Genomic DNA, 16563 nt, shown 5'->3' with positions numbered 1-16563 from the left:
AATGCCCGCGGGTCCGACTTTTACTGTGAGTATCGGTCCCGGATCGCCTGGCGAACCCGTCGCTCACCCGCCCGGGGATGCCACGTTCCGCCCACGTGTGACCGGGATCTCAGATGACGCGGATAAAACCCGGAAAACAGAATTTCCCGTACGGCGTCGAGCCCGCCCCTCGCCACGACGGCGTGGAACGGGCTCAACGACGTACGGGAAAAATCAGTTGATCTCGGAAAGTTCGACGATCTCGGACTCGGTCAGCAGGCGCGACCGGATCAGGAAGCGGAAACCCTCGGGCGCCTCCAGCGAGAAGCCGGCGCCGCGCCCGGGCACCACGTCCACCGTGAGGTGCGTGTGCTTCCAGAGCTCGAACTGCGCGGACGACATCCAGAACGTGATCGGCTCCGGCACCCCCTCGATCGCCAGAGACTCCAGGAGCACGTCGGATTTCCCGGTGCGGAACTCGCCCTCCAGGTAACACATCGGCGAGCTGCCGTCGCAGCAGCCGCCGGACTGGTGGAACATCAATGGTCCGTGCTGCTCCCGCAGCCGCCGCATGAGGTCGGCGGCCGCGGGAGTCACATCTACCCGGCTGGCCATGGCCTAGAAGAAGCCCATCGCCTTGGGGGAGTAGCTGACCAGCAGGTTCTTCGTCTGCTGGTAGTGGTCGAGCATCATCCGGTGGTTCTCCCGCCCGATGCCGGACTGCTTGTAACCGCCGAACGCGGCGTGCGCCGGGTACAGGTGGTAGCAGTTGGTCCAGACCCGGCCCGCCTTGATCGCGCGCCCGGCCCGGTAGGCCCGGTTGCCGTCCCGCGTCCACACGCCCGCCCCGAGGCCGTACAACGTGTCGTTGGCGATCTTGATGGCGTCGTCGAAGTCGGCGAACGGGGTCACCGAGACGACCGGCCCGAAGATCTCCTCCTGGAAGATCCGCATCCCGTTGCGGCCCTCGAAGATCGTCGGCTGCACGTAGTACCCGCCCGAGAGGTCCCCGCCGAGGTCGGCGCGAGCCCCGCCGACGAGCACCTTCGCGCTCTCCTGACGGCCGATGTCGAAGTACGACAGGATCTTCTCCAGCTGGTCGTTGGAGGCCTGCGCGCCGACCTGGGTGTCGGTGTCGAGCGGGTTGCCCTGCTTGAGGTTCTCGACCCGCTTGACGCCGGCGGCCAGGAAGTCGTTGTAGTGCCCCTGCTGGATCAGCGCGCGGCTCGGGCAGGTGCAGACCTCGCCCTGGTTGAGCGCGAACATTGTGAAGCCTTCGAGCGACTTGTCCAGGAAGTCGTCGTCGGCGCTGCTGACGTCGTCGAAGAAGATGTTCGGGCTCTTGCCGCCGAGCTCCAGGGTGACCGGGATCAGGTTCTCCGAGGCGTACTGCATGATCAGGCGCCCGGTGGTGGTCTCGCCGGTGAACGCGACCTTGGCCACCCGGTTCGAGGAGGCGAGCGGCTTGCCGGCCTCCACGCCGAAGCCGTTCACGATGTTCACCACGCCGGCCGGGATCAGGTCACCGATCAGCGAGAACAGGTAGTGGATGGAGGCCGGGGTCTGCTCGGCCGGCTTGAGCACCACCGCGTTGCCGGCGGCCAGCGCGGGGGCCAGCTTCCAGACCGCCATCAGGATCGGGAAGTTCCACGGGATGATCTGCGCGACCACGCCCAGCGGCTCGTGGAAGTGGTACGCGACGGTGTCCTCGTCGATCTCGCCGGCGCTGCCCTCCTGGGCCCGGATGCAGCCGGCGAAGTAGCGGAAGTGGTCGATCGCGAGCGGGATGTCGGCGGCCAGGGTCTCCCGGACCGGCTTGCCGTTCTCCCAGGACTCGGCGACGGCCAGCTTCTCCAGGTTCTGTTCCATCCGGTCGGCGATCTTGTTGAGGATGTCGGCCCGCGCGGCGGCCGAGGTGCGGCCCCACGCGTCGGCCGCGCCGTGGGCGGCGTCGAGCGCCCGTTCCACGTCCTCGGCGGTGCCCCGGGCGATCTCGGTGAACGTGCGCCCGGTGACCGGGCTGGGGTTCTCGAAGTACTGCCCCTTGGCCGGCGGGACGTACTCGCCACCGATGTAGTGGTCGTAGCGTGACTGGTAGCTGACGATGGCGCCGTCGGAACCGGGCGGGGTGTATATGGTCACGGTCTCGCCTCCTCGTTTGAGGCGGACGTTAGTTACGGCAACGTTGCACGGACGTTGCACGCGTATTCGCGGCCGAGTTCGGCGGCGCGGCGGGCGGCGACCAGATCGGTCGGGGTCAGCCGCGCGTAGGCCTGCCACATCTCCAGGTCGTCGGCCCCCCACGGGCTGTTCAGCCAGGTCTGCAGGAGGCGGCGGTCGCCGGTGCCGAGGATCGCGGCGCGCAGCCGGTCGTCGATCATCCGCCGCAGCCGGACGATGCCGGGCGCGTCCGAGCCGGGGAGCAGCGGTCCGGTGTAGGCGGCCAGCGCTTCGGCGATCTGCCCGGACTTGACGAGACTTGTCAGGGTGCCGAAGTCGGTGGTCGGCTGAGTGCGCAGCCGGTAGGGGCGAGAATCGAGCAGCTCAGGGCTCAGTAGGCGCCGCAAACGCGACAACTCTGCTCGGACCGTGACCGGGTTGACGTCGTCGCCGTACAGATCGAAGCCGAGTTGATCGCCGGTGCGCCCCTCGGGGTGCATGGTGAGCAGGACCAGCAGTTCGGAGTGGCGACGTTTGAGATTTGCCCGGATATCTCCGGACGCGAAGGAGGCCTCGTCCCGGCCCAGTGCCGCGACCGCCGGCTGGTCCCGGGGCGGTTCAAGCCCGCGGAGGTACGTCTCGGCAGCCAGTGCCGTGGCCCGGACGAGCGCCAGACTGTGCGGGTTGGCGAGATGATCGCCCCCGGTCACGTCGATCGCCCCGAGCAGCCGCCCGACCGGGTCGTGGATCGGCGCGGCGGTGCACGTCCACCGCTGCACCGAGCGGCTGAAGTGCTCGGTCGCGAAGATCTGCAGGGCGTGGTCGACGGCGAGCGCGGTGCCGGGCGCGTTCGTGCCGGCGTGCGCCTCGTCCCAGCGGGCCCCGGGCACGAAGTTCATCGACGCGACCCCGCGCAGCGTGCCGGCGTGCCCCTCGACCCAGAGCATCCGGCCGTTCGCGTCGCAGACGGCCAGGATGTGATCGCCGTCGTCGGCCAGCCCGCCGAGCAGATCCCGGAACAGCGGCATGACCCGGGCCAGCGGATGCGCCGAGCGGTAGGCCTCCAGCTCGTCGTCGCACAGGTCGATCGGCGCGGTGCTGTCCGCCCCGATCGACTTCGCCGACCGGGCCCAGGACTCGGCGACCACGGTGCGCATCCGTTCCGGGGGCACGGCACCCGAGAGGAACCGTTCATGGGCGCGTCCGACCTGGCGGATCCGTTCCGCCGGATCGTCCCCAGGGGTCAGCGCGAGCCACGGGTTCACGGGCAGCACCTCCAGACCCACCCATCGTGACGCGCATCACCCGAGGAGACAACAGGATCTATTGTCACGGCGGTGCAGCCTTGGCCCCGTACCGAAGAAGAAGCTCTTGCCGTGCAGGACGCGCTGCGCGGCCGCGTGATCTCGGCCGCGGGCCCGGCGTCCCCGGCGACCGTGGCCGGTCTGGACGTCGCCTACGACGACTCCGGTGATCGTCTGGGCGCGGCCGTCGTCGTGCTCGACCTCGACGACCTGTCGGTGCGGGACACGGCGACGATCAAGAGCAGACCCGCTTTCCCGTACGTGCCCGGGCTCTTCGCCTTTCGTGAGGTCCCGGCGCTGATCGAGGCCTTGGAGAAGCTGACCGTGCGGCCGGACGTGCTGATCTGTGACGGACACGGTCTGGCCCACCCGCGGCGCTTCGGGCTCGCCTCGCATCTGGGGGTCCTGACCGATCTTCCCTCGTTCGGGGTCGGCAAGACGCGGCTACTGGGTGAATGGGAGCCGGTCGGCGAGGCCCGGGGCAGCCGGTCGCCGCTCGTCGACGACGGCGAGACGGTCGGGGCCGTGCTGCGCACCCAGGACGGGGTCAAACCGGTCTTCGTCTCGGTCGGGCACCGCATCGACCTGGACAACGCCTGCGCGCTGACGTTGCGGCTGGCCACGCGGTTCCGCCTGCCGGAGACCACCCGGGCGGCGGACCGTGCGTGTCGCGATCTCCTCAGTTAACGGTGCGGTCGTGGGGATAAAACCTTGCCGGTGCGCGGGCTCCGATAGCCTCAGCCGAAACGGGGCTTTTTCGATTAGGAGTGACGTGGTGCTCGATCTGTCCGAGATCATCAAGGCGTACGACGTCCGGGGGGTGGTCCCGGACCAGTTCAACGAGCCGGTGGCCCGGGCGATCGGGACGGCGTTCATCGAGATGCTGCGTGAGTCGGGCGACCAGCCCGACCAGATCGTGGTCGCGCACGACATGCGCGAGTCCGGCCCGGGGCTGGCCGCCGCGTTCGCCCGGGGCGTCAACGCGGCCGGGGCCAGTGTGATCAACATCGGGCTGGCCTCGACGGACCAGCTCTACTACGCGTCCGGCTCGCTGAACCTGCCCGGCGCGATGTTCACCGCCAGCCACAACCCGGCGCAGTACAACGGGATCAAGCTGTGCCGCTCGGGCGCCCGGCCGGTCGGCCAGGACAGCGGGCTGGTGATCGTCCGGCAGCGGGCCCAGCAGCTGCTGCGCGACCTGAACGCGGAGGCCGACGGCCCGTCCCGGGTCGAGGAGCGGGACCTGCTCGGCGACTACGCCGCGCACCTGCGCTCGCTGGTCAACCTGAGCGGCATCCGCCCGCTCAAGGTCATCGTGGACGCCGGCAACGGGATGGGCGGGCACACCGTCCCGGCCGTGCTCGGCGACCAGGTGCTCAGCCCGCTGCCGCTGACCATCGTGCCGCTCTTCTTCGAGCTGGACGGCTCGTTCCCGAACCACGAGGCCAACCCGCTCGACCCGAAGAACCTGGTCGACCTGCAGAACGCGGTCCGGGAGCAGGGCGCCGACATCGGCCTGGCCTTCGACGGCGACGCCGACCGCTGCTTCGTGATCGACGAGAACGGCGACGCGGTCTCGCCGTCGGCCATCACCGGCCTGGTCGCCGCGCGGGAGCTGGCCAAGTTCCCGGGCAGTGTGATCATCCACAACCTGATCACCTCGGCCGCGGTCCCGGAGATCATCCTGGAGAACGGAGGCAAGCCGATCCGCAGCCGGGTCGGTCACTCGTTCATCAAGGCCGAGATGGCCCAGAGCAACGCGGTCTTCGGCGGCGAGCACTCGGCGCACTACTACTTCCGGGACTTCTGGTTCGCCGACACCGGCATGCTGGCCGCGATGCACGTGCTGGCCGCGCTCGGCGGGCAGGACCTGCCGCTCTCCGAGTTCGCCGCGGAGTACGAGCGGTACGTCGCCTCCGGTGAGATCAACTCCACGGTGGCCGACGCCGCCGCCAAGAGCCGGGAGGTGCGCGACGCGTTCCCGGACGCCCAGGTGGACGATCTGGACGGACTGACCTTCTCGTTCGAGGACGGGTCCTGGTTCAACCTGCGGGCGTCCAACACCGAGCCGCTCCTGCGGCTGAACGTCGAGGCGCCGGACGCCGCGCGGATGGGCTCCCTCAGGGACGACGTGCTCGCGATCGTTCGCGGATAGGATCGCCGGGGAAACGCTCGCGCGGGTGCGCAACCCGCGCGAGGTTTCCGCCGCATCCACTTCCAGAAGGAGTAGACAAGGTGGCGCTCGATCCACAGCTGCTGGATATCCTGGCCTGCCCGGACACCCATCACGCGCCCCTCGACTACGACGCCGGCGGCCAGACGTTGACGTGCACGGAGTGCGGCCGGATCTTCGAGATCAAGGACGACATCCCGATCCTCCTCCTCGACGAGGCCCGCCGGCCCGAGCCGGCCGCGGGGGAGGAGACGAACTGATGGTCAACCCACTGGAAGGCTCGTCCGGGGTCAACGGCCACCGGGTCGCCGACGAATCACTGCTCAACGACGAGAAGTCGATGCTGGCCAACGACCCGGGCGGCATGCTCCGGGCCACCGCCTCGGCCGGCGCCCAGGTCCGGGAGACCGCGGCGCTGTCGGCCGAGGTCGACCTGACCATGCTGGCCGACGAGGGCCGCCCGCGTGCCGTCGTGGTCGCCGGCATCGGCACCGCCGGCCTCACCGGCAACATCCTCTCCACCGTGGCCGGCCCGCGCTGCCCGGTGCCGATCATCGGGCACCGCAGCGCCGGCATCCCCGGCTGGGTCGGCGCGGCCGACGTGGTGATCGCCGTCTCCGCCTCCGGCCGCAGCCCCGAGGCGCTGGCCGCGGCCGAGGCGGCCGCCCGTCGCGGCGCCCGCCTGGTCGCCATCGGCAACCCGGACTCCGAGCTCCAGGCGGTGGCCGAGCGGGCCCGCGCGCCGTTCATCGGCGTGCCCCGCCGTGCGCCGGCCCGGGCCACGCTCTGGGGCCTGGTCGTCCCGGTCCTGTTCGCCGGCCGCGCGCTGGGCCTGGTCAAGGTCACCGAGGCGGACATCGCCGAGACCGCGACCCGGCTGGACGCGGACGCCGAGCGCTGCCGTCCGGGTGCCGACTCGTTCGTCAACCCGGCCAAGTCGCTCGCGCTCGGCCTGGCCGGCTCGGTGCCGATCGTCTGGGGTTCGTCCCCGCTGGCCACCGTCGCCGCCCGGCGCTTCGCCGACACCCTGGCCGCCAACGCGCGCTACCCGGTGATGGCCGGTGCGCTCGGCGAGGCCGGCCGGGGCCGGGTGGGCCTGCTCGACGGTGTCTTCGGCGGTCTGGCCGAGGGCTCCCGGGACATCTTCGCCGACCCGGACGAGGACGACGAGGCATTGACCCGCCTGCGTCTCGTGGTGCTGCGCGACGGCGGCCTCAACCCGGAGGACGACGCCGACGAGCCGGTCGCGGTCGAGGAGCGGCGGGCCGACGCCATCCAGACGCTCGCCGATCGACGTGGCGTACGCTGCGACGTGCTTACCGCCGAAGGCGGTTCGACGCTGGAGCGGCTCGCTTCTCTTGTCGCGGTGCCCGACTTCGCGTCGCTGTACCTGGCCTTGGCGCACGGCTTGGACCCGATGGCCGTGCCCGCCATCAGCGAGATGAAGGAGCTGTCCAACCCGATGCCAGAGGCACTTACGTGAGCGCCGAGGGCGGCACCAAAGCGATCATCGCGGCGCTCAGCGCCAACCTGGGGATCGCGGTCACCAAGTTCGGTGCCTGGCTGCTCACGGGCTCGTCGTCGATGCTCGCCGAGTCGATCCACTCCGTCGCGGACTCCGGCAACCAGTTGCTGTTGCTGATCGGCGGCAAGCAGTCGCAGAAGAAGGCAACCCCCGAACACCCTTTCGGGTACGGGCGTGAGCGTTACATCTACGCGTTCATCGTCTCCATCGTGCTGTTCAGCGTCGGTGGCCTGTTCGCGCTCTACGAGGCGTACCACAAGATCAGTCACCCCGAGCCGATCACCAAGTGGCAGTGGGTTCCGGTGGTCGTCCTGGTCATCGCGATCATTCTGGAGTCGTACTCGTTCTACACGGCGATCACCGAGTCGAACCGCACCCGCGGCAAGACCTCGTGGGTCGACTACGTCCGCCGGGCCAAGGCCCCCGAGCTGCCGGTCGTGCTCCTGGAGGACGCCGGGGCCCTGGTCGGCCTGGTGCTCGCGCTCTTCGGCGTCGGGCTGACCCTGATCACCGGCGACGGCGTGTGGGACGGCATCGGCACCGGGGCGATCGGCGTCCTGCTCGTCGTGATCGCGGCCGTCCTGGCCGTCGAGACCAAGAGCCTGCTGATCGGTGAGGGTGCGAACCCGGAGACGATCAAGAAGATCGAGCAGTCGGTCCTGGCCGGCGCCGGCATCGAGCGGATCATCCACATGAAGACGCTGCACCTCGGCCCCGAGGAGCTGCTCGTCGCCATGAAGATCGCGGTGCCCAAGTCGGAGACCGCGGCCGAGGTGGCTCAGCACATCGACGAGACCGAGGTCCGGATCCGCGAGGCGGTCCCGATCGCCCGCGTGATCTACATCGAGCCGGACATCTTCCGCGCCCGTGAGGTCTCGGAGGAAGCGGTAACCTCCGCGCCACCCGTCACCGCCTGACAACTGCTAATTTGCCGGGTATGACCGTGTACCCGCTGACCGGAGTGATCCGGCCGTACGCCTGGGGATCCCGGACCGCGATCGCCGAGCTGCAGGGCCGTCCCACCCCCACCGAGGGGCCTGAGGCGGAACTGTGGCTCGGCGCGCACCCGGGTGACCCGTCCACTGTGCCGGGCCCCGACGGGCCGGTCTTGCTGACCGCCCTCATCGACGGCGACCCGGCCGGGCAGCTCGGCGCCGGGGTGGCCGAGCGGTTCGGCGCCCACCTGCCGTACCTGATGAAGGTCCTGGCCGCCGGCGCCCCGCTCTCCCTGCAGGCCCATCCCGACCTGAAGTACGCCGCCGAGGCGTTCGCCCGGCAGGAGGCCGACCCGTCCCGGCCGAAGAACTACACCGACGCCAACCACAAGCCGGAGATGCTTGTGGCGCTGACCCCGTTCGACGCGCTCTGCGGCTTCCGGCCGGCCGAGGTCTCCGCACACGTCCTGGCCGAGCTGAACCTGCCCCAGCTGGCCCCGGTGGTGGCCGCCCTGCGCGGCGCCGACCTCGCCGAGGCGGTCCGGCTGCTGCTCAGCTGGCCCGCGGAGGACCGGCCGGCGCTGATCGACGCGGTCGTGGCCGCGGCCCTGCACCTCGGGGATGAGCACCCGCACGCCGAGTCGTTCCGGCTCGCCGTCGACCTGGCCGGGCACTATCCCGGTGACCCCGGGGTGCTGGTGGCGCTGCTGCTCAACCTCGTGCACCTGGCGCCCGGCGAGGCCATCTGGATGCCGGCCGGGAACCTGCACGCCTACCTGCACGGGCTCGGCGTCGAACTGATGGCGGCCAGCGACAACGTGCTCCGCGGCGGGCTGACGCCGAAGCGGGTCGACGTGGACGAGCTGCTCAAGGTGCTGCGGTTCGAGACGCTGGACGATCCGCTGCTGCACGGGGCCGAGGTGGCACCCGGTGTGACGTCGTGGCGGGTGCCGGTGCGGGACTTCGAGATGTACCGGGTCGAGCTGGTCGAGACCCGGCCGCCGGTGCGGCTGCCGGGGAGCGGGCCGCGGATCCTTCTCGGGGCGGCGGGGGACGTGCACATCGGGGAGGACCACGGGACCCCGGTGACGCTGGCTCCGGGGACGGCGGCGTACGCGCCGGCCGACGCGGGGGTGCTGACCGCGGCCGGGCTCGGGACGCTCTTCGTGGCGGCCGTCCCGGACTGAGGCTGCTCCGGGCCCGGCGGCCGGCTCGAGGCGCCTCCGGGCCCGGCGGTCGGCTCCCGGTCCGGGCTGCTCCGGGCCTGATGCGGCTTCAGAGTCGCGATCGGTCTGACTTTCGCGCCCGATCCGCCCGAAATTTCTGGAAATAACTTGACACGGCATGTTCGGAGTGTGAATCTATAAACACGCAGCGTCATTGGTGATCGGGGGGTCCCACGGACGCGCGCGGTACCAAACCGGGGGGATGAACGGGGCGGCAGGTTTCGACCTGTCGCCCCGTTCGCTATCCCGGCCCGGCCGGCTCCAGCCTTTCTCGCCGTTCTTCCTGCGCCATTGCCCGGCCTCGCGGATCGCTTCGGCCCTCGGTGTTCCGCGAGGCCGTCGCCGTTCCCTGCCGAGCCATTTTCCGGATGGGCGGTTTCGGGCCGGATGTTTGATTCTTCACACGCTTACCCGTTGTCCGATAATCGGCGGAACGGTGAGGTACGCGCGGCCGGCCCGCCCGTTCGGGAGACCATTCCCGGGCCCGTTTCCCGGGCGATCAGGTTTCGCCTTCGGGGCCCGGCGGCATGGCCGGAAGCCCGCGGCAACGCGCGACTTCCGGGAGGAAGCCCGCCAAGTCGGGCAACCGGTGATGAATCTCCTTCGGGGGTCTACCCGGCCCGGCGACGCGCCCGGGGCGACTGGTCACCTGTACGGATGACGATCCGAACACGTGACCAGAACGGCCGCCGGGACGGATCGCGCCGATGAGATTCGGTCACGGGACGGGCGGATGGTCACTCGCCAAGCCGTCTACCTGCGCATTGATTGTTGAAACCGGGTTGCCTTCAGTGCGGAACGACCGGGGTCATCGTCGCGGAAACGCATGACCGGAGTGAAGTGCCGGAACGGACAGGCGGCGCGTTTTACCGACGGAGTCGCACTGCAAGTTGCAATCAGTCATTGATACGCCGATATGGTGGCTCCGTGGCGAGGCCGACATCGACAGCGCGCCGGGAACTCGGCGGCGAATTGCGCCGGCTCCGTGGCGAGCGCCGTGCGGTGGACGTGGCTACCGCGCTGGGCTGGTCGGAGTCGAAACTGAGCCGGATCGAGACGGCGCATACGGGAATCAACGAGGCGGATCTCGACCGTCTGCTCACCCTCTACGGCGTCCGCGTGGAGGAGCGAGGACGCCTGCGTGACCTGGCCAAACGCGGCCGGGCCCGGGCGTGGTGGACGTCGTACCGCTCGTTCGTCACCGATCCGTACGACGAATATCTCGCCCTGGAGGGCGAGGCGATCTCGATCTCCCAGTGGGAGGCCCAGGTCATGCCCGGCCTGCTGCAGACCAGTGAGTACGCGCACGCCGTGATCGAGACCGGCGCCGGGATCGGCGACGACGAGGTGATCGAGCGCCGGGTGAGCGTGCGGATGGACCGCCAGCGGGTCTTCACCCGGGAGCCACCGGCCACGTTGCGGGTCGTCCTGGACGAGGGGGTCCTGCGGCGTGAGGTGGGCGGCCGGGACGTCCTGCTCCGCCAGCTGACCCGGCTGCACGAGGCCACCGTCCAGCCCGGCGTCGAGGTGCAGATCCTGCCGTTCGAAGCGGGCGCGCACGCCGGTCTGACCGAATCGTTTCTGGTGCTCGAGTTCCCGGATGGTACGCGTAACCCGGTCGTGCACTCCGAAGGGTTGACGGGCGGCCACTTCCGAGTGAAGCCGGAGGAGATAGACGTCTACCAGGACGCCTTTGATGACCTGCGCGAACGCGCTTTGTCGAAAGAAGAGAGCCGAACGGTCATCGCTGAGACGAGGGATCGTTTGGCTCGGTGAGCGCCTGCGGTGAGGTCCAATGGAGATGCATTTCCGTTGGAAGGGGAGAAACCATGCAGGACGCCACGACCACTTGGCGTAAGAGCAGCCGGAGTGGCGCTGCTGGGCATTGTGTCGAGGTCGCCAACACTCCGGCAGCGGTTCTGGTCCGCGACTCCAAGGACGCGACCGGCCCGGTGCTCAGCTTCGACACGCGGGACTGGACCGGTTTCCTCACCGGGGTCCGCGCAGGAGAGTTCGACCGGCCCGGCGCGTAACAGCCGATTCATCGAATTTGCGCGCCACGGGCGGTCCCGGTCCGGGACCGCCCGTTTTCATGTGTTCACCCAGCGTTTCCGGGTCCTCACGGCCTTCTGAGAGAGGTGCCTTTTCGCGTAGGCTGCCGGGCAAGATCGCCCCCCGGGTAGCGCGGGGGCCGGGAGGACAGTGCAATATTGGACCGCATGAGAGCCCGGGTACTGGTCGTCGACGACGATCCCGCGTTGGCCGAGATGCTCGGCATCGTCCTGCGCAGTGAGGGATTCCTGCCCTCGTTCGTGGCGGACGGGGAACGCGCGCTCGCCGCTTTCCGGGAAAATCGCCCGGACATCGTTCTGCTGGATCTGATGCTGCCCGGAATGAGCGGCATCGACGTCGCGCGCGCGATCCGCGCCGAGTCGGGCATTCCGATCGTCATGCTCACCGCGAAGAGTGACACCGTGGACGTGGTGCTCGGCCTGGAGTCCGGCGCCGACGACTACGTGGTGAAGCCGTTCAAGCCCAAGGAGCTGGTGGCCCGCATGCGGGCCCGGTTGCGCCGGGGCGAGGACGCCGCGCCCGAGATGCTCACCATCGGACCGCCCGGCAACCAGATCACCATCGACGTGCCGGCGCACACCGTGTCCCGGGACGGCGAGGAGGTCAAGCTCACGCCGCTCGAGTTCGACCTGCTGGTGGCCCTGGCCCGCAAGCCGCGCCAGGTGTTCACCCGCGAGGTTCTGCTCGAACAGGTCTGGGGTTACCGGCACGCGGCCGACACCCGGCTGGTCAACGTGCACGTGCAGCGCCTGCGCGCCAAGATCGAGCCGGACCCCGAGCGACCCGAGATCATCCTGACGGTCCGTGGTGTCGGCTACAAGGCGGGCACCGGCTGATCGGCGGGAGCGGCTAATCTTGCCGCGATATGCGTGCTCCGGCCTGGCTTCCTCAACCCGTGCGTCGCGTCCTCCGAGTGGCGCGGCGCGGCTGGCGCGTGGTCGCGCACCGGCTGGAGAGGTACACCTCGCCGGTGCGCCGCTCCTGGCGGCGCTCGCTGCAGGTCCGCGTGGTCACGCTCACCCTGGTCGCGTCGAGCCTGCTGGTCGGCACGTTCGGCTGGTTCATCGCCGACCGCAGCGCCAACATCCTGCTCGACCGAGCGCAGGACGAGGTCGCGGCCTCCCTGGAGCGCAAGGTCGACTGGGCCTCCGGGCAGCTCACCGTGCACCCGCAGCCCTACGATCCGGAGCTGCCGGCCACGATCAGCGAGACCGTCGACGAGCTGTCCGACGGTGACCAGGCCGGGGACAGCGGCACGGTCGTCTCGATCCGCGCGGAGCAGTACCCGGAGATCGAGCCGCACACCGTCCCCTCGTCCGCCCCGGACGAGCTGATCACCACCTCGTTGATCCACTCGGTGGCCGACAACGCGAAGGTGGCCCGGCAGATCCGCACCGTCATGGTCAACGGCCACAGCACGAAATATCTGGTGTACGGGTCGCCCGTGCAGGCCAAGTTCGGCCACGTCGAGCTCTACTACGCGGTGCCGCTGACCACCGAGGACCGCGCGGCCAACCAGATCCGCAACACCGTGCTGCTCACCGGCCTGGCCCTGGTGATCCTGCTGGGCGTCGTGGCCGGCCTGGTCACGCGACTGGTGGTGACCCCGGTCCGGGTCGCCGCGCGGACCGCCCAGCGCCTCTCGGCCGGCCTGCTCGACCAGCGGATGAAGGTCGACGGGGAGGACGACCTGGCCCTGCTCGCGGCCGCGTTCAACCAGATGGCGGCCAACCTGCAGCGGCAGATCGTGCGGCTGGAGGAGATGTCGCGCCTGCAGCGGCGCTTCACCTCGGACGTCTCCCACGAGCTGCGGACACCGCTGACGACCGTACGGATGGCGGCGGATCTCATTTTCTCGGAGCGGGAGGATTTCGACCCGGCGGTCGCCCGCAGTGCCGAGCTGCTGCAGGCCGAGCTGGACCGGTTCGAGGGCCTGCTCACCGACCTGCTGGAGATCAGCCGGTTCGACGCCGGGTTCGCCGCGCTCGACTCCGAGCACGCCGACCTGGTGCCGATCGTCGAGCGGGTCGCCGAGCGGCTCGCCGGCCTGGCCGAGCGGGTCGGCGTCGATCTGGAGCTGAACCTGCCCGAGGGCCCGGTGATCGCCGAGGTGGATCCGCGCCGGGTCGAGCGCGTGCTGCGCAACCTGGTCGGCAACGCGGTCGAGCACGGCGAGGCCCGCCCGGTGCAGATCACGATGGCGACCGACGACGCCGCCGTGGCGATCACCGTGCGCGACCACGGCATCGGCCTCAAGCCCGGTGAGGAGCGCCTGGTCTTCAACCGGTTCTGGCGGGCCGACCCGTCCCGGGCCCGGCAGACCGGCGGCACCGGCCTGGGCCTGTCGATCAGCGCGGAGGACGCCCGCCTGCACGGCGGCTGGCTGGAGGCGTGGGGCGCGCCCGGCGAGGGTGCCCAGTTCCGGCTCACGCTGCCCATCCGGGCCGGTGACCGGCTGGTCGCGGCCCCGCTGCCGCTGATCCCCCGGGACCGTACGGCGGAGGTGGGCTGATGCACCGGCGCAGGACCGCACCGATCGCGCTGCCCACCGTGGTGGCGCTGGTGGCGCTGCTGAGCGGCGCCTGCGGGATCCCCGACGAGTCCGGCGTGACGGTGGTCGGCGCCGGCCCGTCGGCCGGCACGTCCTCGGGCGACGAGCGCAATCCGGGCCAGATCTCCCGGGACGCCGCCGCCGACCGCAAGACGTTCGCCGAGAACTATCTGAAGGTCGCGGCCGGTGACCTGGACTCCGCGGCCGACCGGATGCGGACGTTCATGACCAAGTCGGCGGCCGCCTCGTTCGACCCGAAGGGCACCGACCTGACGGTGATCCGGCTGACCGCCGATCCGCTCGTGGAGCCGGGCAGCGACCTGGTCACGCTGAACTACGAGCAGGTCGGCACGCTGGACAAGTTCGGCCTGCTGGAGCCGGCCACCGAGGCCCGCCGCGGCACGTACCAGATGAGGATCGGCACGGACGCCGGCCAGTCCGGGTATTTCGTCACCGAGCCCCCGCCGGGCCTGCTGCTCAGCGCCGAGGCCCTGACGGCGTACTACGAAGAGCACACGATCTACTTCTGGAACACCGACTACACCGGCCTGGTGCCGGACGTGCGCTACATGCCGGACGCGGTGCCGGTCGAGCAGCGCCCCACCACGGTCATGACCTGGCTGCTGAACGGGCCGGCGCCCTGGCTGTCGGTCTCCGACCTGCCCGACAGCACCACCCTGGTCGGCAAGGTCGTCGAGGTCAGCGACAACAAGCTGCAGATCACGCTGAGCACGCAGGCCCTGCCCTCGAACGACACCGCCCAGGCGCTCACCCGGCTGCGCCAGCAGCTCCAGTGGTCGCTGCGGCCGATGCTGTCGACCAACACGCAGCTCGTGCTCAAGGTCGGCCGCCAGGACGTCGGCACGTTCTCGGGGGAGGACTACGAGAGCAGCAACCCGGCGTACCGGCTGGTCTCCGACCCGGAACGGTTCGTGGTCTTCGACGGCAAGATCCACCGGATCACCGGCTCGGCCAACACGTTCGCCCCGGTGCCCGTGCTGGTGACCGAGGAGAACAAGGACGTCCGCCTGGCCGCGATGAGCGCCTCGACGTCGTTCACGTTCGCGGCGGTGGTGAGCCGCAACGGCAAGAACGACGTGCTCCGGGTCGCCGCGGCCGGCGCCGGGGCCCAAGCCGCGCTGCAGCCGATCTCCGGGCTCACCGGCACGCTGGGCACTCCGGTCTGGGCGATCACCGATCCCGGCACGGCCGACGGCGCGGTCGGGCTGATCACGGCCGACGGCAAGCTCTTCTCGTTCGGCCCGAAGAAGGGCCGGGCCGTCCCGATCCTGTGGAGCGGCCCGGGCGCGGTGATCAGCTCGGTCGCGGTGGCGCCGGACGGTCACCGGGTGGTCCTGGTGGTCGACGGCAAGCTGTACCGGGCCGCGCTCACCACCAGCGGGGACACGCCGACCCTGGGCACGCCGCAGCAGATCCGCCCGTACGGGTTGTCCTCGGTGACCGCGGCCGGTTTCACCGCCGAGGGCTGGCTGACCGTGGCCGGCCAGCAGGCCTCGGACAAGCGGACCACGATGGTGGACCTGTCGATCGACGGCGCGGTGCAGTCCGGCCGGCTCGACAGTCTCGGCGACAAGCCGGTCGACTCCATCGCGGCGTACCCGTCCAATCCGCTCGTCTCCCGGGCGCCGTTCCGATCCGTCTCGTACTCATGGGGTGGCAAGGCCTGGGAGGCGCTCTCGGTGGCCCAGGCCATCGGCGTCGACAAGGTGTCCGGCCTGATCGGCGACGCACCCCCCGACGCCGTCCCGACCGCCCCCTTCTACCTGGAATGACCGGCGTCTTCGGGGAACTGGCCGACCTGGTGCTGCCGAGCGCCTGCGCCGGCTGCGGGGCCGAGCGCACCCGGCTGCGGCACGGCGCCTGCCCGGCCTGTGTGGCCGAGCTGGAGGCGCTGCGACCGGCCTGGTCGTCGCCGAGCCCGCCGCCGCCCGGCTTTCCGCCCTGCGTGGCCGTGGGGCCGTACGCGGGCGCGTTGCGCGGTGCCCTGCTGGCGTACAAGGAGAAGGGCCGTCATCGTCTCGCCGGGCCGCTGGGCGCACTGCTGGCCGGCGCGGTCGCGGCGATCGCACCCCGTGACCGCCCGGTGCTGATCGTCCCGATCCCGTCCACCCGGGCCGCCCGCCGCGAACGGTACGGCGACCACATGTCGCGCCTGAGCGACCACGCGGCGCAACGGCTGCGGGCCGCCGGCTGGACCGCCCGGGTCGAGCATCCGCTGCGTGCGCTGCCCAAGCCTGACTCCACGTCACTGGACGCTGCCGCAAGGTCCACAGCGGCTGTCAATTCCCTGCGAATCACCACCGCTCGAATCGGCAATCCGCGGCGCGGCGCGGCGATGAGAGGCACGCTGGTGGTAGCGGACGACATCGTCACCACCGGGGCCACGCTGGCCGCCGCGGTACGTCGTCTAGAGGAGGCGGAAATGCAGGTCACGGGCGCCGCGGTGCTGGCTGCGACACAACTTCGCCGAAACTTCCCGGGAATTTGACTGAGGTCAAGCCTGCGTGCGCCGATAGAGGCGAACGTCAGCCATCCGGTATCCCCAACGAGGGGTGACTCGCAGGGATCGGCAGGTTAGCGTCTAGGTGACGAGGGTAGGGTTCATCAACTTACCCA

Annotated in this window: 15 protein-coding genes; 12 read left to right on the top strand and 3 right to left on the bottom strand. The window is 70.3% G+C overall.

The features are described from left to right. Positions 1 to 213: 213 nt before the first annotated feature. From ACSHV8_RS36610 to ACSHV8_RS36600, 3 genes are read right to left on the bottom strand one after another with little or no spacing between them, the layout of a single operon-like run. Positions 214 to 594, bottom strand: a complete 381-nt coding sequence (locus ACSHV8_RS36610) for a DUF779 domain-containing protein (protein WP_436523470.1) — start codon at positions 592 to 594, stop codon at positions 214 to 216. A gap of 3 nt (positions 595 to 597) precedes the next feature. Then, a complete protein-coding gene (gene exaC, locus ACSHV8_RS36605; protein WP_436523468.1) occupies positions 598 to 2121 on the bottom strand; it encodes an acetaldehyde dehydrogenase ExaC in 1524 nt (507 codons plus the stop codon). Positions 2122 to 2153: 32 nt separating this feature from the next. Further along, a complete protein-coding gene (locus ACSHV8_RS36600; RefSeq protein WP_436537080.1) occupies positions 2154 to 3410 on the bottom strand; it encodes a GAF domain-containing protein in 1257 nt (418 codons plus the stop codon). A gap of 66 nt (positions 3411 to 3476) precedes the next feature. Between ACSHV8_RS36600 and nfi the strand changes: the two genes are divergently transcribed. The 12 genes from nfi to ACSHV8_RS36540 all read left to right on the top strand — a co-directional run bounded on the left by nfi (position 3477) and on the right by ACSHV8_RS36540 (position 16435). After that, positions 3477 to 4130 (top strand): deoxyribonuclease V, encoded by a 654-nt coding sequence (gene nfi / locus ACSHV8_RS36595; RefSeq protein ID WP_436523466.1) that lies wholly within the window; start codon positions 3477 to 3479, stop codon positions 4128 to 4130. 88 nt (positions 4131 to 4218) lie between these two features. After that, positions 4219 to 5598 (top strand): phosphomannomutase/phosphoglucomutase, encoded by a 1380-nt coding sequence (locus ACSHV8_RS36590; protein WP_436523464.1) that lies wholly within the window; start codon positions 4219 to 4221, stop codon positions 5596 to 5598. Between the two features lie 80 nt (positions 5599 to 5678). Beyond that, positions 5679 to 5876 (top strand): Trm112 family protein, encoded by a 198-nt coding sequence (locus ACSHV8_RS36585; protein ID WP_436523463.1) that lies wholly within the window; start codon positions 5679 to 5681, stop codon positions 5874 to 5876. Beyond that, complete coding sequence (locus tag ACSHV8_RS36580; RefSeq protein ID WP_436523461.1) at positions 5876 to 7099, top strand: SIS domain-containing protein; 1224 nt, start codon at positions 5876 to 5878, stop codon at positions 7097 to 7099. The genes ACSHV8_RS36585 and ACSHV8_RS36580 overlap by 1 nt, the downstream gene beginning before the upstream one ends. Further along, positions 7096 to 8058, top strand: coding sequence for a cation diffusion facilitator family transporter (locus ACSHV8_RS36575; protein WP_436523459.1), 963 nt, complete (start codon positions 7096 to 7098; stop codon positions 8056 to 8058). Before ACSHV8_RS36580 ends, ACSHV8_RS36575 begins: the two co-directional genes overlap by 4 nt. A gap of 20 nt (positions 8059 to 8078) precedes the next feature. Then, positions 8079 to 9263, top strand: coding sequence for a mannose-6-phosphate isomerase, class I (manA, locus tag ACSHV8_RS36570; protein ID WP_436523457.1), 1185 nt, complete (start codon positions 8079 to 8081; stop codon positions 9261 to 9263). A 966-nt stretch (positions 9264 to 10229) separates the two neighbouring features. After that, entirely contained in the window at positions 10230 to 11078 is an 849-nt protein-coding gene (locus ACSHV8_RS36565) for a helix-turn-helix domain-containing protein (RefSeq protein WP_436523455.1), read from the top strand. A gap of 53 nt (positions 11079 to 11131) precedes the next feature. After that, positions 11132 to 11335 carry a DUF397 domain-containing protein gene (locus ACSHV8_RS36560; protein ID WP_436523453.1) on the top strand — a complete coding sequence of 68 codons (204 nt, stop codon included), beginning with the start codon at positions 11132 to 11134 and terminating at the stop codon, positions 11333 to 11335. A 186-nt stretch (positions 11336 to 11521) separates the two neighbouring features. After that, positions 11522 to 12211, top strand: coding sequence for an MtrAB system response regulator MtrA (gene mtrA, locus ACSHV8_RS36555; protein ID WP_014688036.1), 690 nt, complete (start codon positions 11522 to 11524; stop codon positions 12209 to 12211). 29 nt (positions 12212 to 12240) lie between these two features. Then, positions 12241 to 13887 carry an MtrAB system histidine kinase MtrB gene (gene mtrB, locus ACSHV8_RS36550; RefSeq protein ID WP_436523450.1) on the top strand — a complete coding sequence of 549 codons (1647 nt, stop codon included), beginning with the start codon at positions 12241 to 12243 and terminating at the stop codon, positions 13885 to 13887. Next, positions 13887 to 15719: an LpqB family beta-propeller domain-containing protein gene (locus ACSHV8_RS36545; RefSeq protein ID WP_436523448.1), complete on the top strand. Its 1833-nt coding sequence runs from the start codon at positions 13887 to 13889 to the stop codon at positions 15717 to 15719. Before mtrB ends, ACSHV8_RS36545 begins: the two co-directional genes overlap by 1 nt. Next, positions 15716 to 16435, top strand: a complete 720-nt coding sequence (locus ACSHV8_RS36540) for a ComF family protein (RefSeq protein ID WP_436523446.1) — start codon at positions 15716 to 15718, stop codon at positions 16433 to 16435. Before ACSHV8_RS36545 ends, ACSHV8_RS36540 begins: the two co-directional genes overlap by 4 nt. Positions 16436 to 16563 lie beyond the last annotated feature (128 nt).

The organism is Actinoplanes sp. HUAS TT8 (genome assembly GCF_051380535.1).
Lineage (GTDB): Bacteria > Actinomycetota > Actinomycetes > Mycobacteriales > Micromonosporaceae > Actinoplanes.
The sequence above is the reverse complement of the archived record's forward strand: the minus strand, read 5'-3'. Positions and strand labels throughout refer to the sequence as shown.

What these genes read in the sequence shown, in the direction of transcription:
- ACSHV8_RS36540 (WP_436523446.1), top strand. Translation starts at nt 15,716, where the DNA reads ATGACCGGCGTCTTCGGGGAACTGGCCGACCTGGTGCTGCCGAGCGCC.
- ACSHV8_RS36545 (WP_436523448.1), top strand. Translation starts at nt 13,887, where the DNA reads ATGCACCGGCGCAGGACCGCACCGATCGCGCTGCCCACCGTGGTGGCG.
- ACSHV8_RS36580 (WP_436523461.1), top strand. Translation starts at nt 5,876, where the DNA reads ATGGTCAACCCACTGGAAGGCTCGTCCGGGGTCAACGGCCACCGGGTC.
- mtrA (WP_014688036.1), top strand. Translation starts at nt 11,522, where the DNA reads ATGAGAGCCCGGGTACTGGTCGTCGACGACGATCCCGCGTTGGCCGAG.
- manA (WP_436523457.1), top strand. Translation starts at nt 8,079, where the DNA reads ATGACCGTGTACCCGCTGACCGGAGTGATCCGGCCGTACGCCTGGGGA.
- ACSHV8_RS36560 (WP_436523453.1), top strand. Translation starts at nt 11,132, where the DNA reads ATGCAGGACGCCACGACCACTTGGCGTAAGAGCAGCCGGAGTGGCGCT.
- ACSHV8_RS36610 (WP_436523470.1), bottom strand. Translation starts at nt 594, where the DNA reads ATGGCCAGCCGGGTAGATGTGACTCCCGCGGCCGCCGACCTCATGCGG.
- mtrB (WP_436523450.1), top strand. Translation starts at nt 12,241, where the DNA reads ATGCGTGCTCCGGCCTGGCTTCCTCAACCCGTGCGTCGCGTCCTCCGA.